The 26,411-nt window shown below is 46.0% G+C and carries 23 protein-coding genes; 22 read left to right on the top strand and 1 reads right to left on the bottom strand.

Features of this window, described 5'->3' with window-relative positions; translation table 11 throughout:
- Positions 1 to 40: 40 nt before the first annotated feature.
- Entirely contained in the window at positions 41 to 541 is a 501-nt protein-coding gene (locus LKD42_RS08280; RefSeq protein WP_248835397.1) for a QueT transporter family protein, read from the bottom strand.
- A gap of 391 nt (positions 542 to 932) precedes the next feature.
- Between LKD42_RS08280 and LKD42_RS08285 the strand changes: the two genes are divergently transcribed.
- The 22 genes from LKD42_RS08285 to LKD42_RS08390 all read left to right on the top strand — a co-directional run bounded on the left by LKD42_RS08285 (position 933) and on the right by LKD42_RS08390 (position 26,256).
- Entirely contained in the window at positions 933 to 1,166 is a 234-nt protein-coding gene (locus LKD42_RS08285) for an AtpZ/AtpI family protein (RefSeq protein ID WP_248835398.1), read from the top strand.
- On the top strand, positions 1,156 to 1,533 hold the full coding sequence (locus LKD42_RS08290) for an ATP synthase subunit I (protein WP_248835399.1): 378 nt from the start codon (positions 1,156 to 1,158) through the stop codon (positions 1,531 to 1,533). Before LKD42_RS08285 ends, LKD42_RS08290 begins: the two co-directional genes overlap by 11 nt.
- Before the next feature lie 49 nt (positions 1,534 to 1,582).
- Positions 1,583 to 2,257 carry a F0F1 ATP synthase subunit A gene (atpB, locus tag LKD42_RS08295; protein WP_248835410.1) on the top strand — a complete coding sequence of 225 codons (675 nt, stop codon included), beginning with the start codon at positions 1,583 to 1,585 and terminating at the stop codon, positions 2,255 to 2,257.
- A gap of 130 nt (positions 2,258 to 2,387) precedes the next feature.
- Entirely contained in the window at positions 2,388 to 2,654 is a 267-nt protein-coding gene (gene atpE, locus LKD42_RS08300; protein ID WP_022119859.1) for an ATP synthase F0 subunit C, read from the top strand.
- Between the two features lie 15 nt (positions 2,655 to 2,669).
- On the top strand, positions 2,670 to 3,185 hold the full coding sequence (gene atpF / locus LKD42_RS08305; RefSeq protein WP_147632292.1) for a F0F1 ATP synthase subunit B: 516 nt from the start codon (positions 2,670 to 2,672) through the stop codon (positions 3,183 to 3,185).
- Positions 3,173 to 3,724 carry an ATP synthase F1 subunit delta gene (atpH, locus tag LKD42_RS08310; protein ID WP_022119861.1) on the top strand — a complete coding sequence of 184 codons (552 nt, stop codon included), beginning with the start codon at positions 3,173 to 3,175 and terminating at the stop codon, positions 3,722 to 3,724. The genes atpF and atpH overlap by 13 nt, the downstream gene beginning before the upstream one ends.
- Before the next feature lie 37 nt (positions 3,725 to 3,761).
- On the top strand, positions 3,762 to 5,276 hold the full coding sequence (gene atpA, locus LKD42_RS08315) for a F0F1 ATP synthase subunit alpha (protein WP_147632293.1): 1,515 nt from the start codon (positions 3,762 to 3,764) through the stop codon (positions 5,274 to 5,276).
- A gap of 40 nt (positions 5,277 to 5,316) precedes the next feature.
- On the top strand, positions 5,317 to 6,174 hold the full coding sequence (gene atpG, locus LKD42_RS08320) for an ATP synthase F1 subunit gamma (protein ID WP_147632294.1): 858 nt from the start codon (positions 5,317 to 5,319) through the stop codon (positions 6,172 to 6,174).
- Between the two features lie 41 nt (positions 6,175 to 6,215).
- Positions 6,216 to 7,607 carry a F0F1 ATP synthase subunit beta gene (atpD, locus tag LKD42_RS08325; RefSeq protein WP_022119864.1) on the top strand — a complete coding sequence of 464 codons (1,392 nt, stop codon included), beginning with the start codon at positions 6,216 to 6,218 and terminating at the stop codon, positions 7,605 to 7,607.
- An 11-nt stretch (positions 7,608 to 7,618) separates the two neighbouring features.
- A complete protein-coding gene (atpC, locus tag LKD42_RS08330) occupies positions 7,619 to 8,038 on the top strand; it encodes an ATP synthase F1 subunit epsilon (protein WP_248835400.1) in 420 nt (139 codons plus the stop codon).
- A 181-nt stretch (positions 8,039 to 8,219) separates the two neighbouring features.
- Entirely contained in the window at positions 8,220 to 9,005 is a 786-nt protein-coding gene (locus LKD42_RS08335; protein WP_248835401.1) for a YwmB family TATA-box binding protein, read from the top strand.
- 141 nt (positions 9,006 to 9,146) lie between these two features.
- Complete coding sequence (locus LKD42_RS08340; RefSeq protein ID WP_173896050.1) at positions 9,147 to 9,782, top strand: HAD family hydrolase; 636 nt, start codon at positions 9,147 to 9,149, stop codon at positions 9,780 to 9,782.
- 204 nt (positions 9,783 to 9,986) lie between these two features.
- Positions 9,987 to 10,361: a GntR family transcriptional regulator gene (locus LKD42_RS08345; RefSeq protein ID WP_022119868.1), complete on the top strand. Its 375-nt coding sequence runs from the start codon at positions 9,987 to 9,989 to the stop codon at positions 10,359 to 10,361.
- A 109-nt stretch (positions 10,362 to 10,470) separates the two neighbouring features.
- Positions 10,471 to 12,933 carry an ATP-dependent Clp protease ATP-binding subunit gene (locus LKD42_RS08350; protein WP_248835402.1) on the top strand — a complete coding sequence of 821 codons (2,463 nt, stop codon included), beginning with the start codon at positions 10,471 to 10,473 and terminating at the stop codon, positions 12,931 to 12,933.
- A 193-nt stretch (positions 12,934 to 13,126) separates the two neighbouring features.
- Complete coding sequence (locus tag LKD42_RS08355) at positions 13,127 to 13,540, top strand: hypothetical protein (protein ID WP_022119870.1); 414 nt, start codon at positions 13,127 to 13,129, stop codon at positions 13,538 to 13,540.
- A 182-nt stretch (positions 13,541 to 13,722) separates the two neighbouring features.
- Positions 13,723 to 15,099 carry a DNA repair protein RadA gene (gene radA, locus LKD42_RS08360; RefSeq protein WP_248835403.1) on the top strand — a complete coding sequence of 459 codons (1,377 nt, stop codon included), beginning with the start codon at positions 13,723 to 13,725 and terminating at the stop codon, positions 15,097 to 15,099.
- A gap of 25 nt (positions 15,100 to 15,124) precedes the next feature.
- Positions 15,125 to 16,711, top strand: coding sequence for a response regulator (locus LKD42_RS08365; RefSeq protein ID WP_248835404.1), 1,587 nt, complete (start codon positions 15,125 to 15,127; stop codon positions 16,709 to 16,711).
- Complete coding sequence (locus tag LKD42_RS08370; RefSeq protein WP_248835405.1) at positions 16,701 to 18,431, top strand: cache domain-containing sensor histidine kinase; 1,731 nt, start codon at positions 16,701 to 16,703, stop codon at positions 18,429 to 18,431. The genes LKD42_RS08365 and LKD42_RS08370 overlap by 11 nt, the downstream gene beginning before the upstream one ends.
- A 14-nt stretch (positions 18,432 to 18,445) precedes the next feature.
- Positions 18,446 to 19,381 carry a substrate-binding domain-containing protein gene (locus LKD42_RS08375; RefSeq protein ID WP_248835406.1) on the top strand — a complete coding sequence of 312 codons (936 nt, stop codon included), beginning with the start codon at positions 18,446 to 18,448 and terminating at the stop codon, positions 19,379 to 19,381.
- A gap of 15 nt (positions 19,382 to 19,396) precedes the next feature.
- On the top strand, positions 19,397 to 20,440 hold the full coding sequence (locus LKD42_RS08380) for a galactose ABC transporter substrate-binding protein (RefSeq protein ID WP_248835407.1): 1,044 nt from the start codon (positions 19,397 to 19,399) through the stop codon (positions 20,438 to 20,440).
- Between the two features lie 161 nt (positions 20,441 to 20,601).
- A complete protein-coding gene (locus LKD42_RS08385; RefSeq protein ID WP_248835408.1) occupies positions 20,602 to 25,278 on the top strand; it encodes a glycoside hydrolase family 3 C-terminal domain-containing protein in 4,677 nt (1,558 codons plus the stop codon).
- 261 nt (positions 25,279 to 25,539) lie between these two features.
- The gene (locus tag LKD42_RS08390) at positions 25,540 to 26,256 is read left to right on the top strand and encodes a hypothetical protein (RefSeq protein ID WP_248835409.1); all 717 of its coding nucleotides are present in this window, start codon (positions 25,540 to 25,542) and stop codon (positions 26,254 to 26,256) included.
- Positions 26,257 to 26,411 lie beyond the last annotated feature (155 nt).

The raw sequence follows: 26,411 nt of genomic DNA on the forward strand, positions 1-26,411 counted from the left end.
TGGATTTCAGAAGTTTTTTTATACTTATCTTATAACCTTTTCAGGCTTTTACTGTGTCGCGGAAGATCACATGGCTGTAATTTTTCAGGGCACTTTGCAGAACCAGTCCGATCACACCGCAGGAAAGTACTTCACCGATGCCGACTGTCAGCATCATAAACGGGATCGGCAGATTGACACCGTATCCGTAGTAAAGGACGAACGGTACGATCAGGGTGTTGGCAATGATCGGCGGCAGCGGAGCTAAGAATCTGCTCTTTTTACGCAGGGCATAAGTTCCGAGGGCTCCAAGCAGTGTGGCAATGCTGCCGAAAACAATATCAGCAGGGATTGCACCGCCGAACAGGTTGGCAATAATACATCCGACAAACAGTCCCGGAATCGCAGCCGGTGTGAAGAATGGCAGGACGGTCAGTGCTTCAGAAATACGAACCTGTACTTCACCGAAACTGAACGGTGCAAAGATGATCGTCAGCACGACATAGATCGCTGCGATCACAGCAGCCTGGGTTAAAAAGGTTACTTTGTTAGACTTTTTCATGATATTTTTCTCCTTTAGTTTTGTTTTATGAGTGGAAGGTCACGAACACTCAGCACATTTTACGGCGGTGACCGCCGGCAAGCCCGATAAGACCTTGTTTTTAAGGGCTTTGCAACGGCTCAAAGTATAACACAGTGCCGGAAAGATTGCAACAGAAAGCTGGAAAATCTATGCTGTGTCTGCTGTGTCAGAATCTGGAAGCGTATTTCGACACTTCCCTGAAAGTGTATAAAAATTTGGCATTTTTGGGGGAATGTATACCAGATTTGGTAGACAAAAAGGGAAAAGTAAGATAAACTAAAATTTGTGGTAAATGCTCTTTTGCATTTACAAAGAAGTAAAAAAGAAATCATGTATCAGAAAAGGCGAAGATGGAGTATGAGGAGGAAAAATGAAGTTTGAAAAAGAAGTGATGCAGAATCTTGCTATGGTCACACAGCTTGGGATTTCTATGCTGGCTCCGATCATTCTCTGCGTATTCGCAGGCCACTGGCTGGATGAGCGCTTCGGGTTTCACAGCGTGATCGTGCTGCTTCTCTTTGGTATCGCAGCAGGTGTACGCAACTGTTATCTGATCTTAAAACAGCTTATTCCGAAAAAAGGAGAAAAGAAACATGGAAGATAAGGTATTGAAAAGTCTGATTTCCGGTATCCTATTATGTGGAATACTGTTTCAGGCAGTCTTTGTGTGGTTTTCTGATGCAAAGGTCTTTTTTTCACTGGGGCTGTGGATCGGAGTCGGCGTTGCCGTTTTTATGGCATGGCACATCAGGTACAGTTTAGAAGATGCACTTGATATGTCAGAGGGCGATGCTTCGAAACATATGTACCGTATGTATGGCATCCGTATGGCAGTCGTGCTGGTTGTATTTTTTATTACTGCCTATTTTGAAATTGGCAGTATGATCGGCGTTCTGCTTGGAGTGATGACTCTGAAAGTCGGAGCATATATGCAGCCTTTGCTTCAGAAAATAAAAAAGAAAAGAAGGTGAATGAGTGAGAGCAGGTTTTTTGCTGGCGGCAAGTGGTGACGTGGATTTTATGATCCATGGACTGTTCAAGTACAGGTTATTCGGACAGGAATTCTGGATCACGACCACGCATGTCAGCATACTCGTGGTGATGCTGGTACTGTTTGTGTTTGCACTTGCGGCAAACCGGACGATGCATCACGCACAGGAAGTGCCGGGATTTTTCCAGAACATCGTTGAGATGATCGTGGAAATGCTGGACGATATGGTAGAGAAAAGCATGGGAAGCTATGCGAAGAAATATCGCAACTACATCGGATCGATCTTTATCTTTATTTTTGTCAGCAATATCTCAGGTCTGTTTGGACTTCGTCCTCCGACAGCGGACTATGGCGTAACACTTCCACTGGGAATTATCACATTTTGTATCATACAGTACAACAATGTGAAGTACAACAAGTTCGGTGCATTTACCGATCTGTTTAAGCCGATCCCGATTCTCTTCCCGATCAACCTGATCGGAGAGATCGCAGTGCCGTTTTCTCTGTCACTGCGTCTGTTCGGAAATGTGCTTTCCGGAACGGTTATGATGTCACTGATCTACTCACTGCTTTCGAAATTTGCAGTGGGCTGGCCGGGATTTCTTCATATTTACTTTGATCTTTTCTCCGGCGCAATACAGACCTATGTGTTCTGTATGCTGACAATGGTATTTACTTCACAGAAAATGCCGCAGGAAAGCTAAAGATGTCAGAGCACTGGAAGCGGATCCGTTCGCAGCAGGTGTGCGGCATCATCTGGCAACATCAAGAAATCGTAACTGTGAAGGTAGTGAACAGTTACAAATCATACTTTAATATTAGGAGGTACATCTCATGGATGGAATTACAGGTAAGGCACTGGTATTAGCATGCTCTGCAATTGGTGCAGGTCTTGCAATGATCGCAGGTATTGGTCCTGGTGTAGGTCAGGGTATCGCAGCCGGATATGGTGCAAGTGCAGTAGGAAGAAACCCGGGAGCAAAAGGTGATATTATGTCAACCATGCTTTTAGGTCAGGCAGTTGCCGAGACAACAGGTCTTTATGGTCTTGCTATCGCATTTATCCTGCTGTTCGCAAACCCGCTGATCGGCAAGCTGTAAAAAGGGGGCAAAACGTTGGAACGACTGTTTAATCTGGATCCTCAGCTGATTCACGACGCCGTTCTGCTGGCACTTGCAGTATTTGTCATGTTTACGTTTCTGTCCTATCTGCTGTTTAATCCGGCAAGAGATTTCCTGAAAAAGAGACAGGATAAGATCAAAAACGATCTGGATACCGCCGCAGCAGATAAAGCAGATGCACGTAAACTCAAAGAAGATTACAATGCGAAAATTCAGAATATCAATGCAGAGGCAGAAGAAATCCTTTCACAGGCAAGACAGAAAGCTCTGGATAACGAAGCGAAGATCATTGCCGAAGCAAAAGAAGAAGCTGCAAGAATTCTTTCAAGAGCAAATGCCCAGGTTGAACTGGAGCGTAAAGCTGCTGCAGATGATATGAAGAAAGAAATGATCGCACTTGCATCTTTGATGGCAGAAAAGGCAGTAGCCGGTGCGGTTGATGCAAAAGTTCAGGATACGATGGTAGAGAGTACACTGAAAGAAATAGGGGAGGACACATGGCGAAAGTAGCGGCGAAGGTATATGGTGACGCGCTGTTCGAGCTGGCGGTGGAAGAGAACCGCTGTGACCAGTTTCTGGAAGAGATTTGTGCCGTAGAGAACGCACTTGACCAGAATCCCCAGGCAGAGACGCTGCTCTGCCATCCGGGTATCGGCAGCGAGGAAAAGCAGGATTTTATCGAAAAATGTTTCAAGGGAAACGTCTCAGACGATATGACAGGATTTTTACAGATTCTTGTGAAGAAGGGACGCTTTTCCGAGAGAAATGCCATATTTGCATATTTTACAGCTAAAGTGAAAGAATACAAAAAAATTGGTGTGGCTCTGGTGACATCTCCATTTGAGCTTACCGCAGAACAGAAGACTAAGATCGAAAAGAGACTTCTGGATACTACGGACTACAAAAAGATGGAGATCACATACCGCGAGGATAAGACGCTGATCGGCGGTCTGGTGATCCGGATCGGAGACCGTGTCATTGACACCAGTATAAAGAGCAGGCTGGAAGAGCTGAGGCTGCAGCTCATGGGAATTTCCCTCGAAGCCTGAGAGAAGAAAACAGCATGAAAGAAGGTGCAAAGACCTTATGAATTTGAAACCTGAGGAAATAAGCTCAGTGATAAAAGAAGAGATCAAAAGATATTCTTCCCATATGTCCGTTGCAGAAGTGGGCACGGTTATTCAGGTTGCAGATGGTATCGCACGTATCCACGGCCTTGAGAAGGCGATGCAGGGTGAGCTTCTGGAGTTTCCGCATGGTGTGCGGGGCATGGTGCTCAACCTGGAGGAGGATAACGTAGGTGCCGTACTGCTCGGTGATGCAACGAATATCGAAGAGGGCGATATCGTAAAGACTACCGGCACCGTTGTGGAAGTTCCGGTAGGCGATGAGATGATCGGCAGGGTTGTCAATGCCCTTGGACAGCCGATCGATGGCAAAGGTCCGATCTCAAGCAGGAAATTCCGTAAGATCGAAAGAGTAGCTTCCGGAGTTATCGACCGAAAGAGCGTAGATACCCCGCTTCAGACAGGTATCAAGGCAATTGACTCCATGGTGCCGATCGGAAGAGGACAGCGTGAGCTGATCATCGGAGACCGTCAGACCGGTAAGACAGCGATCGCGATTGACACGATCATCAACCAGAAGGGTCAGAATGTAAAATGTATTTATGTAGCGATCGGTCAGAAAGCATCGACCGTTGCCAATATCGTAAAGACACTGGAAGAAAACGGAGCCATGGATTATACAACCGTTGTAGCATCCACTTCCAGTGAACTTGCTCCGCTGCAGTATATCGCACCGTATTCCGGATGTGCGATCGGAGAAGAATGGATGGAGAATGGAGAGGACGTACTGATCATTTACGATGATCTGTCCAAACATGCGACAGCTTACCGTACACTTTCCTTACTTCTGCGTCGTCCACCAGGCCGTGAAGCTTATCCGGGAGACGTTTTCTATCTGCATTCCAGACTTCTGGAGCGTGCGGCGAGACTTTCCGATGAACTTGGCGGAGGATCTCTGACGGCACTGCCGATCATCGAGACACAGGCAGGTGACGTTTCCGCTTATATTCCGACGAACGTTATTTCCATCACAGACGGTCAGATCTATCTGGAGACAGAGATGTTCAATGCTGGATTCCGCCCGGCGGTAAATGCCGGACTTTCTGTATCACGAGTTGGAGGTTCCGCTCAGATCAAGGCAATGAAAAAGATCGCTGCCCCGATCCGAGTAGAGCTGGCACAGTTCCGTGAGCTGGCATCTTTTGCACAGTTTGGTTCCGAACTGGATGCCGATACCAAAGAAAAGCTGGCACAGGGCGAGCGTATCCGTGAAGTCCTCAAACAGCCGCAGTATGCACCGGTTCCGGTAGAATATCAGGTTATCATCCTGTATGCGGCTACCAGAAAACATCTGCTGGATATTCCGACAGAAAAAGTTCTGGAGTTTGAAGAAGCACTGTTTGAATATATCAAGACCAAATATCCGGAAATTCCGGAGAGCATCAAAGAGACCAGGGTACTTTCCGACGAAGCAGAGCAGAAACTGATCCAGGCGATCGGTGAGTGCAAAGCAAAATTTTCTGCAGCTGAATAAAGCAGCATGATGACGGAAAAGAAAGCAGGAGGATGATACCATGGCTTCAATGAGAGATATTCAGAGGCGCAGAAACAGTATCGCCAGCACACAGCAGATCACAAAAGCCATGAAGCTGGTTTCCACCGTAAAGCTTCAGAGGACGAGGGAAAAAGCGGAAGAATGCAAACCGTATTTTAACCATATGTATGCCACGGTGACCAGTATGCTTGCACGTACCGGCATTGTGGAACACCCGTATCTGAAAAGCGGAAAATCGGGGAAAAAGGGTGTGATCGTCATCTCATCCAACAGAGGACTGGCAGGCGGTTACAACTCCAACATCGTGAAAATGCTCACGCAGGGCGAACTGGAAGGAAAAGAGCTTCTGATCTATAACATCGGCCGAAAAGGGCATGAAGCACTGGAACGAAAAGGCTATGAGATCGCAGAAGATTACAGCGAGGTGATCAATGCCCCTCTGTATTCGGATGCGGTGGAGATCAGCCAGAGAGTCCTGAAAGATTTCGAGGAAGAGAAGATCGGAGAGATTTATCTTGTCTATACCAGCTTCAAAAACACGGTGGTACATGAGCCGAAACTTTTAAAGCTGCTTCCGGTGGAATTCAGTGACAAAGAGCTGTCCGATGCAGAGCGGAATACGCCGATGAACTACAAGCCGGGCGAGGAAGAAGCCCTGGATATGATTATACCAAAATATATCGCAAGTCTTCTGTACGGAGCGTTAAACGAGGCGGCAGCCAGCGAAAACGGTGCACGTATGCAGGCAATGGATGCAGCTACGAGCAATGCAGAGGACATGATGGAAAGCCTGGAACTGCAGTACAACCGTGCAAGACAGGGCTCGATCACGCAGGAGCTGACCGAGATTATTGCAGGAGCCGAGGCTGTTGAATAGAAACGTCTGCCGCAGCATATGCGGCATTACTAGGAGGAAACATGGCAGAACAAATTCAAGGAAAGATCACGCAGATCATTGGTGCGGTCCTGGATATTAAATTTCCGGAAGGCAAGCTGCCAAAGATCTACGACGCGATCCATATCGCAGCTCCGGACGGCGGTGTGCTGACGGCAGAAGTTGCACAGCACTTAGGTGACGATACGGTGCGATGCATTGCGATGGGACCGACCGATGGGCTGGTTCGTGGTGCCGAAGCGATCGCAACCGGTGCACCGATCACCGTTCCGGTCGGAGAAAAGACACTTGGACGTATCTTCAATGTAACCGGAGATGCGATTGATAAAAAGCCGGCACCGGAAGGCGTCGAGTATTTACCGATCCACAGAAAAGCACCTTCTTTTGAAGAACAGTCCACATCTACCGAGATCCTGGAGACCGGTATCAAGGTAGTCGATCTGCTTTGCCCGTATCAGAAAGGCGGTAAGACCGGTCTGTTCGGAGGAGCAGGTGTAGGAAAGACCGTTCTGATTCAGGAGCTGATCCACAATATCGCAACCGAGCACGGTGGATATTCCGTATTTACCGGAGTTGGTGAGCGTACACGAGAAGGAAATGACCTCTATCACGAGATGGAGGAATCCGGAGTTATCAATAAGACCACCATGGTGTTCGGTCAGATGAACGAGCCGCCTGGAGCACGTATGCGTGTCGGTCTTACCGGACTTACGATGGCAGAATATTTCCGTGACCAGGCAGGAAAAGATGTCCTGCTGTTCATCGACAATATTTTCCGTTTTACGCAGGCAGGTTCCGAGGTTTCCGCCCTGCTTGGACGTATGCCGTCCGCAGTAGGATACCAGCCGACACTGCAGACCGAGATGGGTGCTCTTCAGGAGCGTATCACTTCCACAAAGAGCGGTTCCATCACATCCGTACAGGCCGTTTATGTGCCGGCGGATGACCTGACAGACCCGGCACCGGCTACGACATTCGCACATCTGGATGCTACGACTGTACTTTCACGTTCGATCGTAGAACTTGGAATCTATCCGGCAGTTGACCCGCTGGAGTCCACATCCCGTATTCTGGACCCACGTATCGTAGGCGAGGAACACTATAAAACGGCACGAGGCGTGCAGGAGATCCTGCAGAAATACAAAGAACTTCAGGATATCATCGCCATCCTTGGTATGGACGAGCTTTCCGAGGACGACAAGCTGGTCGTGAGCCGTGCGAGAAAAGTACAGAGATTCCTGTCACAGCCGTTCTTTGTGGCAACACAGTTTACCGGTTTGGACGGACGTTATGTGCCGCTCTCTGAGACCATCCGCGGATTCCGCGAGATTCTCGAAGGCAAGCACGATGACGTTCCGGAAAGCTACTTCCTGAACGCAGGCTCGATCGATGATGTCACAGCCCGCATGAAATAGGGAGGTGTAAAATGGCAGCAGACAATCTTTTTGATCTGAAGATCATTACACCGGATCGTGTATTTTACAGTGGAAAAGCCAGTTTTCTGGAGCTGAATACCGTAGAAGGCGGGATTGGTATCTATAAGAACCATATTCCGATGACAACCGTTCTGGAGCCGGGGATCGCCACGATCACCGAAGAAGGCGGAAATAAAAAGGAAGCAGCACTGCACACCGGATTTATGGAAATCTTAGGTGACAGGATCACGATCCTTGCAGAGATTGCCGAGTGGCCGGATGAGATTGACCGCAACCGGGCACAGGAAGCAAAGATCCGTGCAGAACGCAGACTGCAGAATGATAAGTCCAACGTCAATATCACGCGGGCAGAGCTGGCACTGCACAAGGCACTGGTCCGTATCGAACTGGCAGACCATGTAACAAAATAACAATAATAATAAGAAAACCGGCAGGATATGTTTATATCCGGGCCGGTTTTCTGCTGCCTGAAGTTTTCAGTACTTAACTTGAGATGAAAATGTTCTGCAAAAGCAAACGAAAAGAGTTTTTTTGTATATTCTTCCAGAGACGGGAAATAATGAAAACAGACGAAACTAAATTCGGGAAACAATGGAGGGATATAGGATGCAAAGATGGCTGAAACGGGCAGGACTGATTCTGTTTTTTGGCCTGTGGGCAGCGGCAGGACTGCAGATCTGGGCAAAGAAACAGGAAAGCAGAGAGATGGAGGCAGTGGCAGCGTTCTCGAATATTGGAACAGACAACCGCAGCGGTATCGTGCAGTACTATGGAAAGCTGAAAAAAGAGAAGCAGGTGCAGATGCTGGAACGCCGGGAAGAATACCTGCGGCAGATCGCAGCCTCACTTGGTATTTCCAGTCAGATTCTGGTCTATCGTACCTACGGAGAGGACAGTCAGAGTGTCGTACTGCAAAAAGAAGGGGCAAACGCCGATACTGTGCTGCGTCTTGTCACCTGGAGAGAAAAAGGGGCGATCACCGGACAGAGCCTGTATGCAAACGTGACTATTCCCGGCGGCGGATTTGAAGAGGCACAGACCTTAAGAACGAAAATGCAGAACGTTCTGGATGAAACGATGGAAAGCAAACGAAGCAGTGTGGCAGTGCAAGGGTTTTATCTCGGAAATCTGTCAGAAGAGAAAAAAGAAGCGATCGCAGAACAGCTGCTGGAAGATATGCATGCCAGAACCGTGATCAAAAACCAGGATGGGAATCTGTATACGGTTTATGCCTACAGTCCCTGTTTTTCGGAGAGTGTAAGGCAGGGGACAACCCGGGTAAATCTGACACTGACCATGTATTACAACAGCAGGACGCAGCAGACAGAAATATGTGCGGCAGTTCCGGCAATCGGGGTGAGCGGGGAAAGTGCTTGATTATTTGCAGAAGATTGCGTATGATAAAGCGTATAGTATCTTCTGACAACTGCAGCATGCATTGTCAGGCAAATAAAAATGCAGGAATCATGCGTGATCTTTGTGCTTTGCAGGCCGGGGATTACGAAGACAGGAGAGATTATGTATACAGACGGAATCATATTTGATGTGGACGGAACACTCTGGGACAGCACGCCGATCGTGGCTGAGGCCTGGACACAGGCAGTTCTGGAATGTGGTATCAAAGACCGCATCGTAACAGCGGGAGAATTAAAACAGTTATTTGGAAAGACCATGTCCGTGATCGCAGCATCCCTTTTTCCGGAGGCTTCAAAAGAAGTGCAGGAAACCATTCTGGAAAAATGCTGCGTTTATGAAGAAGAGGCACTGGAAGAAAATCAACAGGATATCTGCTATCCGGATGTCCGGGAAGTCATAAAACAGCTTGCAAAAACATATGATCTTTATATTGTCAGCAACTGTCAGTGCGGCTACATTGAACAGTTCTTAAGAAAGACACAGCTGGAGGCGTACATAAAAGATATCGAGTGTTTCGGAAATACCGGAAAGAACAAAGGTGAAAATATCCGCCTTCTGGTGAAAAGAAATAGCCTGAAAGCACCAGTTTATATCGGAGATACCAAAGGGGACTGCGACGCCTCCAAAGAAGCAGGCGTGCCGTTTATCTTTGCTTCTTATGGATTTGGAAACGTTACAGAATATGCAGCAAAGATCGGGGAAATGAAAGATCTGCTGCCGCTGTTTTCAGGGCAGTAACACCGCATGGATCGCATGTGCGTTCGACTGAAAGCCATAACTTGACTATATGAGCTATATATGCTACCATATGTATAACAAATGTGCTGCAAAGAGAACAAGTGCTTTGCAGCATTTGTCTTAGTCGGAATATACGCTCCGACTCGAATTTTACTGTATATCGAAGGATATTCCTTTGGTAAGACAACAAAAGAGGGTGGCTTTATGGTTATAAAAATTGATTTTCAGAGCGAAGAAGCGTTGTATATGCAGCTGCGGAATCAGATCATTCTCGGGATCGCAACTTCTGTGATCCAGGAGGGAGATTCCCTGCCGTCCGTCCGGCAGCTGGCGGGCGATATCGGCATCAACATGCACACGGTTAACAAGGCATATTCTCTGCTGCGTCAGGAAGGATTTCTGACAATAGACCGGAGAAAGGGAGCCGTGATCGCACTGGATGTTGATAAAATGGAAGCAATAAATGAAATTAAGAAAAATCTCAGAGTTATTCTGGCAAAAGCACACTGCAAAAATATTTCAGCAGACGAAGTGCATGAGCTGGTTGATGAGATTTTCTCAGAATACGAGCCGTTATGATCAAATGATGTTGAGGTCCTAAGTTCAAATGTCTTATCTTGCAAGCAAGAACGACCTTTTGACCCTGACATCATCAAGTCTGTAAAAAGAAAGACAGGAGGCGATAAGATTGCGTGAGCGTTTTACAGAAAATGCAGAAAAAGTATTAAAGCTGGCAAAAAAGGCAGCCAAAAATAATGGAAATGGATACATAGGATCCGAGCATCTGCTGCTTGGACTTTTAGAAGAAGGCGAAGGCACGGCGGCGATCCTTTTAAAAGAGTCCGGTGCAGACACCGTCAAGATTCGCACTTTAGTTGCAAATCTGATCACATCAGAGGGAGATACCCTGACAGAAGAGACCGACTATACGCCAAGGACCGAAATCATTCTTGAGAATGCCGTGCATGAGGCGGATTTCTTCCATATGGAAAAAGTGGGGACGGAGCATCTGCTTCTGGCACTTTTAAAAGATACGGAATGCGTGGCAACCAGACTGCTGCACACGATGGAGATCGATATCCGCAAACTTTACCTCAGCGTTCTTAGTGCGATGGGGATTGAGGAGTCCATGTACAAAGAGCTGGCACAGAAAGAAAAGGCAAGAAGGGACGGCGGTGCGACTCCGGTGCTGGATCAGTACAGCCGTGATCTGACAGAGATGGCAGCAGAGGGCGAGCTGGACCCGATCGTCGGCCGTGACGCAGAGATCGAGCGTATTTTGCAGATTTTAAGCCGCAGGACGAAGAACAATCCGTGCCTGATCGGTGAGCCGGGTGTCGGCAAGACGGCGATCGCAGAAGGGCTGGCACAGCGGATAGTGCTCGGAGCCGTTCCACCGATGCTTCAGAACAAACGCGTGGTCACACTGGATATGGCGAGCATGGTTGCTGGTTCCAAATACCGCGGCGAGTTTGAGGAACGCATCAAAAAAGTGATCCAGGAAGTGACGGACAGCCGCGATGTGCTGCTGTTTATCGATGAGCTGCACACGATCATCGGGGCAGGCGGAGCAGAAGGAGCCATGGATGCCTCCAATATTTTAAAACCGTCCCTTTCCAGAGGAGAGATCCAGCTGATCGGTGCCACCACGATCGAGGAGTACCGAAAATACATCGAAAAAGATCCGGCACTGGAGCGACGTTTCCAGCCGGTTATGGTAGAAGAGCCGAGCGAGGAGGAGACGCTTGAAATCTTAAAAGGAATCCGTCCATACTATGAGGAACACCATGGTGTTCGGATCTCCGACGAAGCCCTGGATGCAGCAGTGAAACTTTCCAAACGTTATGTCAACGACCGTTTCCTTCCGGATAAGGCGATCGATTTGATGGATGAAGCAGCATCAAGAAAGCAGCTCAAAGGATATCAGGTACCGAAGCAGCTTGAAAAGCTTCAGCAGAGACTGGAGCAGATTTTAAAAGAAAAAGAAGAGAGCATCGTTCTCGGAGATTTTGAAGAGGCTTCTAATCTTGGACAAGAACAGATCAGAGTAGAAGAAGAGCTGAAAAAAGAACAGAAAAAGATGGATCGCAAACGTTCCGGCAAGAAACTGACAGTTGGCGAGGAAGATGTAGCAGATGTGGTAGCCGTATGGACGAAAATACCGGTCAGCCGCCTGACAGAAAAAGAATCCGGTCGCCTCTTAAAGCTTGAATCTACACTGCATAAACGAGTTGTAGGTCAGGATGAGGCCGTAACTGCTGTTGCCAAAGCCATCAAACGAGGCCGTGTCGGACTGAAAGATCCGAAACGTCCAATCGGTTCTTTCCTGTTCCTTGGTCCGACCGGTGTCGGTAAGACCGAGCTTTCCAAAGCACTGGCAGAGACCGTTTTCGGAAGTGAAGACGCCATGATCCGCGTTGATATGTCCGAATACATGGAAAAACACAGTGTTTCAAAACTGGTAGGTTCCCCTCCTGGATATGTGGGATATGAAGAAGGTGGACAGCTTTCTGAGAAAGTCCGCAGAAATCCATATTCCGTGATCCTGTTTGACGAGATTGAAAAAGCACACCCGGATGTATTTAACATTTTGCTTCAGGTGCTGGACGACGGACACATCACCGATTCTCAGGGCAGACAGGTGGATTTCAAGAATACGATCCTCATCATGACCTCCAATGCCGGAGCACAGTCGATCATTTCCCCGAAAAAGCTGGGATTTGCATCGGTGGACGATGAGAAGCACAACTATGAATATATGAAAGGCAGTGTGATGGAAGAGGTACGCCGGATGTTCAAACCGGAGTTCTTAAACCGTATCGATGAGACGATCGTCTTCCATGCACTGAACCGTGAGAATATCACCAGGATCGCAGAGATCCTGCTGGAGCAGTTCGCAAAACGCTGCAAAGAGCAGATGGATATCACACTGAAGATATCAAGTGCTGCAAAAGAACTGATCGCAAAAGCAGGCTTTGATGAAAAATACGGTGCAAGACCGCTGAAACGTGCGATCCAGACGAAAGTAGAAGATGCACTGGCACAAGAGATCCTGGAGGGCAAGGTAAAAGCAGGGGATAAAGTACTGCTTGGCGTTTCTAAAGAAGAAATTAAATTTTCTGTGAAAAGTGAAAAAGCTCTGGATAAGTAAGTTCGATTATGGTAAAATAAGACAAAAGTCGAGGAGAAATCCCATAACTGTTGAACACTTTCACATGCGTTTGATTTGAATATCAGCAAATCCAGTCAAAATCATACACTGAGTTTTCGTGCATTGGACTTGAAAGAAAGCTGGTTTGACAGTGGGATAAAGCGACAAAAGAGAATACCAGGAGGGCATAGATATGTCAGTAGTAAGTGAATTGATACGCACAGAAGCAGATGGAACGATCAGTTTTGGTAATTATGAGCTGCCGGCCAAATCCAAAAAATCCGATTTTGAGCATGACGGCGATCTGTATAAAGTAAAAACTTTCAAGGAGATCACAAAGCTTGAGAGAAATGGCATGTTTGTTTACGAATCCGTACCGGGAACCGCAGTCAGCCATTTGAAAGCGACCGAGAATGGTATGAGCTTTACCGTAGAGTGCCCGACCGATGCACAGATTACCGTAGAGCTGGAAGAGGAGACAAGCTATCAGGTATTTGTCGATGATAAGGAAGTTGGCGAGATGAAGACAAACCTCGGCGGAAAACTGGTACTGAGCGTAGAGCTTGACAGCACAGAAAGTGCGGCAGTTCGCATCGAAAAAATGTAATAATCTGATTCTGACAGCAAGTGTTTTGAATTATGAAGAATCATTATAAAAATTGAGAATCTTCTCAGCATAAGAAAAAGGGGAGCGTCGGGACGGACGTTCCCTTTTTGCTGTGATGACGAGAAAAACAAAACAGAAATATCTGCCGGAAAGAATCGGCAGTGTTCTTTGAAGGAGGGAACATGGCAAAAAAATCAACAATTTTTTTCTGTCAGAACTGCGGTTATGAGTCTGCAAAATGGCTGGGACAGTGTCCGGCGTGCAAAGAGTGGAATACACTGGTCGAGGAGACCGTCGTGACCGGGAAGACGGGAAAAAGCAGTAAAAAAACAGAGAGCCTGGCGGCCAGGATACATGAGGCACAGCCGGTGAAATTATCCGGGATCAAGACAGAGAGCGAGATACGCACAGCGACCGGATTTGAAGAGCTGGATCGTGTGCTTGGCGGAGGCATTGTTGCCGGATCGCTGGTTCTGGTCGGCGGTGATCCGGGTATCGGAAAATCAACCATTCTTTTGCAGGTCTGCAAAAATCTTACAGAAAAAGGCAAAAAAGTATTGTATATATCGGGTGAAGAATCGCTTCAGCAGATTAAACTGCGAGCGTCCAGAATCGGAAGTTTCGGAGAGGAAATGCTGTTGCTCTGTGAGACCAGCCTTGAGACGATCCAGGGGGTGATCGAGCGTGTGCAGCCGGAAATTGTAGTGATCGATTCGATCCAGACGATGTATCAGGAAGACGTTTCCTCCGCACCGGGAAGTGTATCGCAGGTAAGAGAAGCTACTTCTGTATTTATGCAGATCGCAAAACGTATGGGAATCTCCATTTTTATTGTCGGACATGTGACAAAAGAAGGAGTTGTCGCAGGACCGAGAGTTCTGGAGCATATGGTTGATACCGTGCTGTATTTCGAGGGTGACCGCCATGCAGCCTACCGCATCCTTCGCGGCGTCAAGAACCGATTTGGCTCTACCAACGAGATCGGTGTTTTTGAAATGTGCCAGAGCGGATTAAAAGAAGTCAAAAATCCATCGGAATATATGTTAAGCGGCAAGCCGCAGGGAGCATCCGGATCAATCGTGTCCTGTTCCATGGAAGGAACAAGGCCGATTCTTGTAGAAGTTCAGGCACTTGTGTGCCGCAGCAATCTTGCGATGCCAAGAAGGACGGCAGCCGGCACCGACTACAACCGAGTCGGGCTTCTGATGGCTGTGATCGAAAAACGCATCGGTATGCATTTATCAACCTGTGATGCCTATGTCAACATTGCGGGAGGGATCCGCATGAACGAGCCGGCGATCGACTTGGCGATCGTGCTTGCACTGATCTCTAGCTACAAAGACATTGCGATTGACGAAAAAACACTGGCATTCGGAGAAGTTGGTTTGAGCGGCGAGATCCGTGCCGTCAGCATGGCACAACAGAGAGTGGCAGAGGCAAAAAAACTGGGCTTTGAGACGATCATTCTGCCGGCAGTTTCCATGCCTTCAATTGGGAAAGTGGAAGGAATCCGCCTGCTTCCGGCGGCAAATTTAAGGGAAGCATTGAAATATCTGTAAAAGTTACAGCGGGGGTGAAAGTATTTTGTATAAAATTATGCTGGTAGATGATGAGGCGGAAGTACGCGAGAGTATTTTACTTCAGATTCCATGGGAAGATCTGGGGTTTGAAGTCGTGGCAGATGCCGAGAATGGAGAAGATGCACTGGAAAAAATGGCGATTTATGAGCCAGATGTGATCATCACGGATATCCAGATGCCATTTATGACAGGACTTGAGTTTATTGAGAAAGTAAGAGAAGAATATCCGGGAAAAGAAATCGTTATTTTTTCCGGATTTGGAGAATTTGAATATGCAAGACAGGCAATTCGCCTCGGTGTAAAAGAATATATATTAAAACCGGTAGACAAAGAAGAAATGATGACAATCCTGAAAAAAATCAAAAGAACGCTGGATCAGAGTTTTGACCGGTTGCGAGATATTCGCCAGATACAGGAAAATTATCAGGAAAAAGAAGCACTCCAGAAAAAGAAGTTTTATCAGGAATGGATGCAGAGAACCAAGATGGGAAAAGAAACGCTGGCGGCATCCGAAAAGCGGGGTATTCTGATTTTGAAGGCGGACCGGTGGGTCGGGGCATTCTTAAGCATCCGCACAAAAGAAAAAATAAGCGAGAGTGCAGTCTATCTCTGCGTGGAAAAGCTGTTCCAGAATGTTTTCACGGAAAATTATGCCTACGATCTCTTTCCGATGGAAAAAGAAATCGGTGTGTGTTTTGCACTGAAAAAAGAGCATAACCTCAAAGTTTTGCTGAAAACTCTGGACTGCCTTGTAAAAGATGGTGAAAAATTATTTTCCTTTGTGATCACAGTCGGAGTCGGAACAGAGAAAAAGAACGTGGAACAACTCCCGATGTCACTTTACGAGGCGAGAGAAGCTCTTGGCTACCGTATGATCATGGGAAGAGGAAGAAGCATTTATATACAGGATGTGGAGCCGGAAGGACAGGATATTCTACTATTCGGCAGTGAAGAAGAAAATGAACTGATCCGGGCAGTAAAATTCGGAACAAAAGAAAAAATTGCTGAAGAAGTGGGACGTCTCCTTGGAAAGATGGATGGTGTCCGCATCAGCTGGCGGCAGTATCAGAATTATATTGCAGAACTTTACAACTGTCTGTCACAGCTGATCTGGCAGTATCATCTGGATGAACGCCGTTTCTTTGGTTATGAAGAAAACGGGCATGAAATGCTCATGCATATGAAGAGCAGGGAAGAAATCCAGGAATTTTTTATACAATTGTGTCAGAAAATCCGCATCTGTCTCGAAGAAAAACGTGCCCAGAATTCTGGAAAAATCATTCAGACAGCCAAGACTTATGTGGAAAAAAATTACATGAATCCGGAGCTTTCCGTGGAGATTGTCTGCGAGCAGCTGAATCTGAGCCAGTCGTATTTTTCGACCATATTCAAAAAAGAAACCGGAGAAAATTATGTGGCTTATGTCAGAAGTATCCGCATGAAAAAAGCGGCGGAGCTTCTGAACCGGACCGAAGAAAAGACATATGTGATCGCACAGCAGGTCGGTTATACAGATCCTTATTATTTCAGCAGTGTATTTAAAAAGACATATGGCGTATCGCCGAGCAGGTTCCGTAAGAATGGACATTAAGAGAAAAAAGAGAAAAGAATTTCGCTTAAGTTATGTTGTGACGGTTGCCTGCATGTGTGCATCGTTGATCATTGCACTGCTGATCGGGATTTTTGCACTGCAGATGTTCGAACGTCGGACGGACAGTCAGATGATGGAGGAAGTGGAAGCAGACAGTTATCGTTTTAATACAGGGATCAGTTCGTGGCTCAGAAGTATAATGCAGCTGTCGGATGCTGTTTATTATGATGTTATTATGAATGTGGATTATCAGGTCCACGACATGACAAAAGCATTTGAACTGCTCTATGACAGCAGTAAATCTGCCGTGGAAAACATCACACTTTTTGATGCAGACGGCGAAGTTGTCTTTACCGTTCCGGCAGCAGTGAAGAAAAAAGAAGCAGATGTCACCTCGAAAGAATGGTTTCAGGATGCCATGCAAAGGAGTGAAAATATTGCTTTTTATGCACCGCATGTGCAGAATTTATTTGAAAGTGGGACCGAAAATTATAAATGGACACTTGCCATGTGCAGACCGGTACTGCTGACGAAAGGAAGCAGTCAGGAAAAAGGAGTTTTGCTGGTCAGTCTGAAATACAGCGGGCTTGAACAGGTAATGGAAGATACGGCAAGTGGTGAAAGCGTATATCTGACAGACCGTGATGGAAACATCGTCTATCATCCTCAGAAGTGGCTGTTGACAGAAGAAGAAAAAGCAGCCTGCAGCCGCAGAGCACTTTCGGGAAATGGAAGACGCAAAGAGGATGGAACGTATTTTTCCGTGCAGAATATCGGCTATACCGGATGGATGCTTGTGACAGAAAAAGAAAGTTCGGCATGGAAACAGACCGGAGGGCGTGCCATTTCGTTTTATCTTCTGATGGCGATGAGTTTTGTGACAATCCTGATACTGCTGAATATGCTGGTATCGTATTTTGTGACCAGCCCGTTTCGAAGTCTGCAAAAAGCAGTACAGCAGATTCAGAGCAACAATATGGATATTTCCGTGGAAAAATCCGGTATCTATGAGATTAACCGGCTCGGTGAAGCACTGATGCAGATGACGGCCAGAATTCGGGAATTGATACGCAATATTAATGAAGAACATGAACAGAAGCGGAAACTGGAAATGGATACACTGCAGTCGCAGATCAATCCACATTTTCTTTATAATACACTGGATGTGATCGTATGGATGATTGAAAACCAGAAACCGAAAGAAGCGGCAAGAGCAGTCGTGATGCTGGCAAAATTCTTCCGAATCAGTCTGAGCAAAGGAAAAAATGTGATTACCGTCAAAGAAGAATTTGAACATGTGAAGAGTTATCTTTACATCCAGAATCTGAAATACAAAAATCAGTTCACTTATCATATAGAGATGGAAGAAGGAACCGAAACACTGACCACACTGAAACTGGTGCTGCAGCCGCTGGTTGAGAACAGCATCGCACACGGCATCATTCATATGGAAGATGAAGGCGAAATCTGGATCACGAGCCATCTGGAAGGAGAGGATCTTCTAATGTGCGTCAGGGACAATGGATGGGGCATGACAGAAGATAAAGTGCAGAGCCTGCTTGCCGGAGAGGCAAAGGCAGAAGGCGGTCATTCCGGTATCGGAGTCAAAAATGTAAATCAGAGAATCAGACTGTATTATGGCGAAAATTACGGACTTTTCATTGAATCAGAACCGGATGAAGGAACGAGTGTGACCGTTCGGATCCCGGTAGTGCGATGAGGAAAGGAAGAGATATGAAAAAAAGAAATGTGATGCTGGTCTGTATCTGGTTTTTAGTACTTGCTTTTCTGATGCTTGCTGTCTTTACCAATCTGATTTTCAATGAAGATCAGGAAAAAGTGTACAATATCACAGTTGCCCTGGATGATGATCAGAAAGTGGAATACGAAAACTTTAAAGCAGGAATCAAAGAAGCCCTGAAAGGAAAGAGTGCAAAGGTTTATTATCTTAATCTGTTTGGAACCGATGCTGACACCATAAAAGAAAAACTGGAAGAACAGTGCAAAACAAAAGATATGGTGATCGTTCGCTGTGATTCCAATGTGATTCTGGCTTCCGTAGTCGAAAAAGCAGATACTCAGGGAAAATTGTTTTGTCTCAATGCAAAAGAAAATCCAAAAGGAAGTCTGTGCAATCTCTCTTCCGATGAAAAGCAAAGAGGCATACTGCTCGGCAGACGGATTCTGGAAGAGCAAAAAGACAATTCCCATATCTATGTGTTTGGCAGTGCCTATGAAAAGCTGGAACAGGATGAAGGAATGATCGGTCTTGATGAAGAGGCAAAGGTGACAAATTGTATGGAGCGTTCGGAAGAAGAAATTCGAAACCGTATTTCTGAAATCAAAGATTCCGGAGAAAATGCCGTACTGATATCCATGAACGAATCTATTTTAAAAGAAATGGTAGAAATTCAGGTAAAAGAAAATACAAAATTTCCTCTGTATGGATTTGGATACGACCGTGAGATTTTGAAATTCATGGAAGAGGGAAAAATCCAGGCGGTAAATATTGTACCGGAATATTATCTCGGATATCAGGCGATTATGCAGGCAATGGAAATCGTTGAGAATAACAAGAGACCAAAAGAGCAGACACTCGAAAGTTATACCATTGGAAACCAGGAGATTTTTTCAGAAAAGTATGAAGATATGCTGTTTCCGCGAAAATAAGGGGGAGAGGGCAGAATGAAAAAAATAAAAAAGATGGTCGTACTGCTGCTTCCGGTGATGCTGTGTCTTTCTGGATGCCAGAAAACGCAGGAAACCGAAAAGACAAAGACAGAAGTAGGGATTGCTCTGTATAATGAAAAAGATGCCTTTCTCGGCTCTATTATCAAAAATGTCTTTACGGTTGTCCGGGATCCGGAAGAGGCATTTGACAACCTGGAGCTGGAAATGCAGGATGCAGCGGCAGATCAACTTTTGCAGAACAGTCAGATCCGACGCTTTATCGATATAAAATGCGATGTGCTCTGTGCGAATCTGGTTGACCGCACCAGTGCCGGAAGTATCGTCAGTGCAGCGAAAGATGCAGATATTCCGGTAATCTTTTTTGAACGCCAGCCGGTAGAACAGGATATCGAATGGTATGAAAAAGCTTACTATCTTGGCTCAGATGCAAAAGAATCCGCAAGACTACAGGCACAGATCGTGCTGGATGCCTGGAAAAAAGATCCATCTTCCATCGATATCAACGGAGATGGTGTAGTTTCTTATGTGATTCTGGAAGGGGAGCGTGGCCATCAGGATGCGGCGATCCGGACAGAATACGTCGTCAAAGCCCTGGAAGAAGGCGGCATGAAACTGCAGAAAGTTGAAGGCGGAAGTGCAAACTTTGACCGGACACAGGCAGAAGCACTGATGGAGCGATGGCTTGGTCAGGAGGATTTTTATACAGAACTGGTGCTGGCCAATAACGATGAGATGGCACTCGGTGCAGTGGAGGCTGTTGAAAAAAAACAGACAGAGGTGAAAAAGAAAAAACAGAAACAGTATCTGAAAAATATAAAGATCGCAGGAATAGATGGTACCGATGAAGCGAAAAAAGCGGTGGATGATGGAAAAATGTTGGGAAACGTCTGCTCAGACCAGAAACTGTATGCGAAAACACTGCTAGAAATGGTCGAAGCAGTAAAAAATGGAGAAAAGCTGGAAGACTGCATTGAAGATGCAGATACAGACGGAAACTATGTCTGGATTCCATGGGAAATTTATGTGAAAAAAGAATAAGCCCGAAGAAAATTCAAATAAGACCAAAGAAAATTCTATCTGCGTCAAAGAAAAACACATGGAATCACCCCTTTCTTTTTCCTATAATGGAGACATCTTAAAGAGGCACAAAAAAAGATGTCCGGACTGCGAAGGCAGCCGGGGAAAGAAAGGAGCATAAAATGAAGTATAAGAAAGTCAGAAAAATGCTTGCCCTTACACTGGCAGGAAGTATGGTATTTTCCAACGGTGCACTGGTAACCATGGCAAAACAGAACGATGAGTACACAGAAGCCAATCTGAAAAACGATGGTGGAGTCGGAGGAACTGTTTTTGGTGAAAATGGAACGGTAAAGAATGAAGATGGTTCTGCTGTGAAATTCAACACGCAGACAGACTACGTGGATGACACATTCAAACAGTCCGCAGACGTACAGCTGGAAGACACAACCTACGAAGATTCCTATGACAAAGGTGATATGGAATCCATGACAGGTGACAAACTGGAAGAAACACTGGATGCCCTGATCGCTTCCATGACCTATGACGAGAAGATCCACATGGTATCCATGAACAAAGACCCGGAATCACGAGACGGTGTAGGTTATATGACCGGTATTCCAAGACTTGGCGTTCCTGAGACGCGTATGCATGATGGTCCTTCCGGTGTAAGTACAAGCACAAGTGACGCAGATACTTATGTAGAGACAACAAACTTCCCACTGCAGCTGGTAGCTTCCCAGACCTGGAGCGAAGATGCCGTTCAGAAATACGGTGAAGCACTTGGACGTGAGCAGGTTTCCATCGGTTCCGGATGGCAGCTTGGTATGCAGATGGATTTGAGCAGAACAACACACTGGGCAAGATCCAAAGATACGTTCGGTGAAGATTATCTGCTGACTGCAATGCTGGCAACGGCACAGACAAAAGGAATCCAATCAACAGGCGGTATCCCGATGGCAAAACACATCGGTGCATATTCAACAGACGGTGATACTTCTCTGTGGGTAAGAGTCGGAGAACAGACGTTACATACCGCTTACCTGTATCCGTTTGAAAAAGCAGCAAAAGATGCAAACCTGGCATCGATCATGGGAACTTACAACCGTATGAATGGTTATTATGTATCTTCCAACTACCATCTGCAGGTTGAAATCCTTCGAGACATGTGGAACTGGGAAGGCTCCATGGTTCCGGACTGGGGTGCTGATAAAGAAGAATTATCTATGATCCTTGGAACCGATATTTCACAGAGCGGTGCAGGAAGCATCGACAAAGCATTCCGTTCCGCAGTAGCTCAGGGCTATCTGACGATGGACGATCTGGATACTGCAGCAAGACATGCACTGTATTCTCTTGGTGTAGCCGGATACCTCAATCAGGTAGAACTGGACGGCAAAGGATATGTAAAACAGGATACTTCCCGTGCAGTCAAAGACGAATTCGGACAGTGGTCCTCTGATTATGATAACATCGCAGATAGCAGAATCAAATTTGAGCGTACTTATGACCAGGATAAAGCAGACGGTCTGTACGAAGAAGACAATGAAGTAGCAAAAGAAATCGCAGAGAAAGGTATTGTACTTCTGAAGAATGAAAACGATGCACTTCCTCTGACAGAAGACGATTACACAGGTGACAACAGCGTTGCTTACATCGGATACGGTGCAACCAACCTGATCGGCGGTACCGGCGGTGAGCGTTCCTTTGGTGTTCTGCAGTATATGACAACACCTCTGGAGTCTACAAAAGAAATTGCCGGCGAAGATGCAAACATCAACGGTTACATTCTGGATGATATCCATGGTGTCAGCATTCCGAATGTATATACCGATGAAGAAATGACAGAAAAAGGCTGGAAGATGACCGACAAGATCGTAGAAGGCGACCTCTCAAGCGGAGGCGGCGGTGGATTCCCAGGAGGTCCGGGAGGTCCAGGAGGTCCAGGAGGTCCAGGAGGTCCAGGTGCTCCGCAGAGTGCAGATAACACAGATACCGCAGTTGTTCTGAGCGATGAAGATTCAGAAACACCGGAAACAGGTTCCGCAGTAAATACGACTGTAGTGGATGATGTACATCTGGTAACCACTACAAACGGAAGATCCTTCCAGAACGATGAGACAGGAAATGCCCTGGAAGATGGCGAAGAAGCAGAATGGATCGGTTATATCGAAGCACCTTCAGATGGAACATATAAGTTTGTTATTCAGACAAACGGCGGTTCTGCAAAAGTGAAAGTAGAAGGTCTCGATGATGAAGTATCCTCCAGTGCAAAAGCAAGCGATGGCGTATCATGGGATTACTATACAACAGAAGGTTTGAATTATCAGACAGCATCTGTAAAACTGACAGCAGGAAACAAATATAAGATTACCGTTTCAGCACAGCAGTCTTCCAGTTACCGTGATCAGGGTGTCAAACTTGGATGGATCACACCGACCAAAGCAGAAGAAGACATGAATGCAGCAATCGAAGCAGCTTCCAAACCAAATACAAAAGTTGTTATGTTCACAAGAACAGGTGCAACAGGACATGGTCCGGTATTCCAGACAGATTACGATCTTTCTCTTGATGAACTGGATGAGATCAAACAGGTACAGGCAGCAGCAAAAGCTGCAGGAAATAAATTCGTACTGGTAACCTTCGGACGAAGCGGATATTCTTTCGAGGGAGACTGGCTTGATGACACAGACGCACTGGTTTGCCCGTTCTATGCAGGACAGGCCGCAGGAACGGCTCTGGCAGAAATCCTGACCGGTAAAGTAAACCCAAGTGGTAAACTGACCGTATCTCTGCCAAAGACAAACAACGATACACTGTTAACTTATGGCTATTATGATAAAGATTCCTCATCCGGAAACAACTACAACAAGTACCGTGCAGGTGATCAGAGCCAGAAGAGCTACACTGCTCATTATGACGAAGGTCTGAACATCGGTTACAAGTGGTATGATTCCGAAGACGGAGCAGAATATCAGTATCCGTTTGGTTATGGATTATCTTACACCGATTTCGACTACTCCAATATGAATGTTGTAGATAACGGTGACTTTACTTACACCGTAACCGTAGATGTAACCAATAACGGTGAAGTGGAAGGTGACGATGTTGTACAGCTCTATATCGATGACGGTGCAGAAGTACCAAGCAACGTACAGGTAGCAGAGAAACAGCTGGTAGCATTTGACCGTGTAGAAGATATCGAACCGGGTGAAACCAAGACAGCAACCATGACCGTAGAAAAACATATGCTCTCTTACTGGGATGATTCCATTGAACTGACCGAGAGAGAAGACGGCACAAAAGATAAATGGATCGTTGCAGACGGCACACGTACTCTGATGGCAGGCGGAGCATCCGATGATCTGACACTGAAACAGTCTATCACGATCGCAGAAGAAGATGTAGATCTGACAGGTATCGACAATGCACTGGCAAAAGTTCCGGCAGATCTGAGCAAATACGAAAACACAGATACTCTGGAAGCAATCGTAAAAGCAGCAGAAGCAATCCGCGACTATGCAAAACTGACCAACGCAACCGAAGAAAAACAGGGCGTTGTTAACAGCATCGCAGCATCTCTGAATGATGCCATTGACGCACTGACCAACGATTCAGAAGCAAAAGATCCGGCAGATGTAAGCAAACTGAAAGCCATTCTGGAAGCAGTACCGGAAGACCTGAGCATTTACACAGATGTAACAGCAGAAACCGTGAAGAATCTTGCAGAAGCAGCAGAAGCACTCCTGGCAAGAACAGACCTCACAAAAGACGATCAGAGCAGCATCGACAGTCTGACAGATGCTCTGACAGATGCAATCGCAGCTCTGGAAAAGAAAAATCCGAGTGCAGAAGATATCACAGGAGAAGGTCTTGACCGTCTGATCAGCCTGATCGAAAAACAGGATTCCAGCCTGTATACCAAAGACAGCTGGAGCAAAGTAGAAGAAGCTCTGAATGCAGCAAAAGAAGTAAGAGCAAACGAAAATGCAACTTCAGCAGATTTGGATAAAGCAACAACCAACCTTCTTGCAGCATTCAAGAATTTGGAAAGTGCAGTACAGAAACTGCATCTGCAGACAGCAATCGAGGCAGCAGCAGACCTTCTGGCTCAGGCAGACAACTATAAAGACGATGCCAAAGCTCTGAGTGAAGCAGTAAAAGCAGCACAGGAAGTTCTGGAAAACAAAGATGCAACACAGGAAGAAGTAAACGAAGCAGCAAGCAAAGTTCTTGCAGAAATCGCAGCTCTGGCAAAGAGAGCCGATGTAAGTTCTCTTGAAAATCTGGTAAAAGCAGCAGAAGATCTGCTGGATGGCAACTATACAAAAGACAGCCTGGATGCACTGGAAAAAGCAATTGAGGCAGCAAAAGAAGTCATCAGCAATGCAGACAAAGAAAGCACCGATATCAAGAATGCATACAGCGATATCATCACAGCAATCGAAGGACTGGAACTGAAAGGCAACAAAGCAGCTCTGAAAGCAATGATCGCAAAAGCAGAAGAGATTCTTGCAGCAGAATCCAGCTACACAGCATCTACCATTGCAGGTCTGGACGAAGTGCTCGCAGCAGCAAAAGAAGTTTATAATAACGACGATGCAGTACAGAGTGCAGTAGACGAAGCAGTTAAGACATTGACCCTGAAAGTTGCAGATGCAAGACTGAAAGGTGATGTAAATGGCGACGGCGAAGTTACTACAAGCGATAGTGCAGAACTCCTGAAATATGCAGCAGAGCTGAGTGAACTGGATGATGCAGCATCCGAAAGTGCCGATGTAAACGGAGACGGGAGTGTAGACACAAACGATGCAGCACAGATCATGCAGTATGCAGCAGAGAAAATCGCATTTTTCTAAAAGTTATAAACTTTGAGACTCAGATTCATATCTCTGAGACTGAAAGGTTAAAAAGGAATTTGAACGGGATATCATTTGATAAAGATAATGGAAAAACAGTAAGATTATAAACAATATAAAATGTTCGGAAGAAACGGGGGGGAGGCTTCCCGTTTCTTTGTTGCCTGTTCGACAGCAAAATAAGCTGCTCCACATTTTGAAAAGCAGCCGCACTGACAGATTATTAAGAAAAAACGTAAAAAATAAGGAGAAAATTAATATATGAAAAGAAAACTTGTTGCAGTTTTAACAATTACAGCACTTGTGTGCAGTATGTCTACCGGATGCGGAGCAGTAGGAAACAAAGCATCTGAAAAACAAAATACGGAAACAGAGACAGAGAACAGCCGGATGCAAGAAAAAGAAATTCTCGGATATAAAGTAAAAGCAGGAACGGTTTCCCAGACAGAAGGCATTTTTTATCAGAATCTTGTATTTGAAGATTACTCCTTTTCCGTAAATCTGCCGACCGCCCTCTGGAATCCGGATAATTTTGCAAACAAACAAGAAGATGAGATTGGAGAAGACAGCCTCTATCTGCCGCTCACCGACTGGACGACCGACGATCGCTTTTGCGTTGTTGTGCCAAGCACCGCCTACTTTTCCATTACCGATACCGAGACAGATCAGGATGCCGATTCCCTGAAACAGATGAGTGATGCCGATTTTCTTGCCAAAAAACTGGAAGGTTACAGTAATATCACTGCACTTTCAGATACCGTAGAACGCAAAGAAACCGAAGCAGGATATCAGTTTGCCATCAAAGTAGAAATTACACTCAATCTGTATGACAGAGATTTTACCTATGAAGGTTACTGGATATCGGTATACCATGACGGAAAAGTACTGGATTTTTCCTATGGAGAAGCACCGAAAGAAGAGGGAGAAAGCTATCATACCGCAGAAATGGTGAAAGAGAGCTTTGAGTATCAAAAATAAAAAGTTGTCGGTGGTTTCCTGGCAGGTGTAAGGAATGGAAATGCCGCACATTTTAAAATACTGTTTGCAAAAGAATAATATTGCATGTGCAAATGAACGAATTCCCCGAAGGGCACGTAAAAGTGCCTTCCCTGGAATTGTTCATTTTGCACATT

Origin of the sequence: Hominisplanchenecus faecis (assembly GCF_020687205.1) — a bacterium.
Lineage (GTDB): Bacteria > Bacillota > Clostridia > Lachnospirales > Lachnospiraceae > Hominisplanchenecus > Hominisplanchenecus faecis.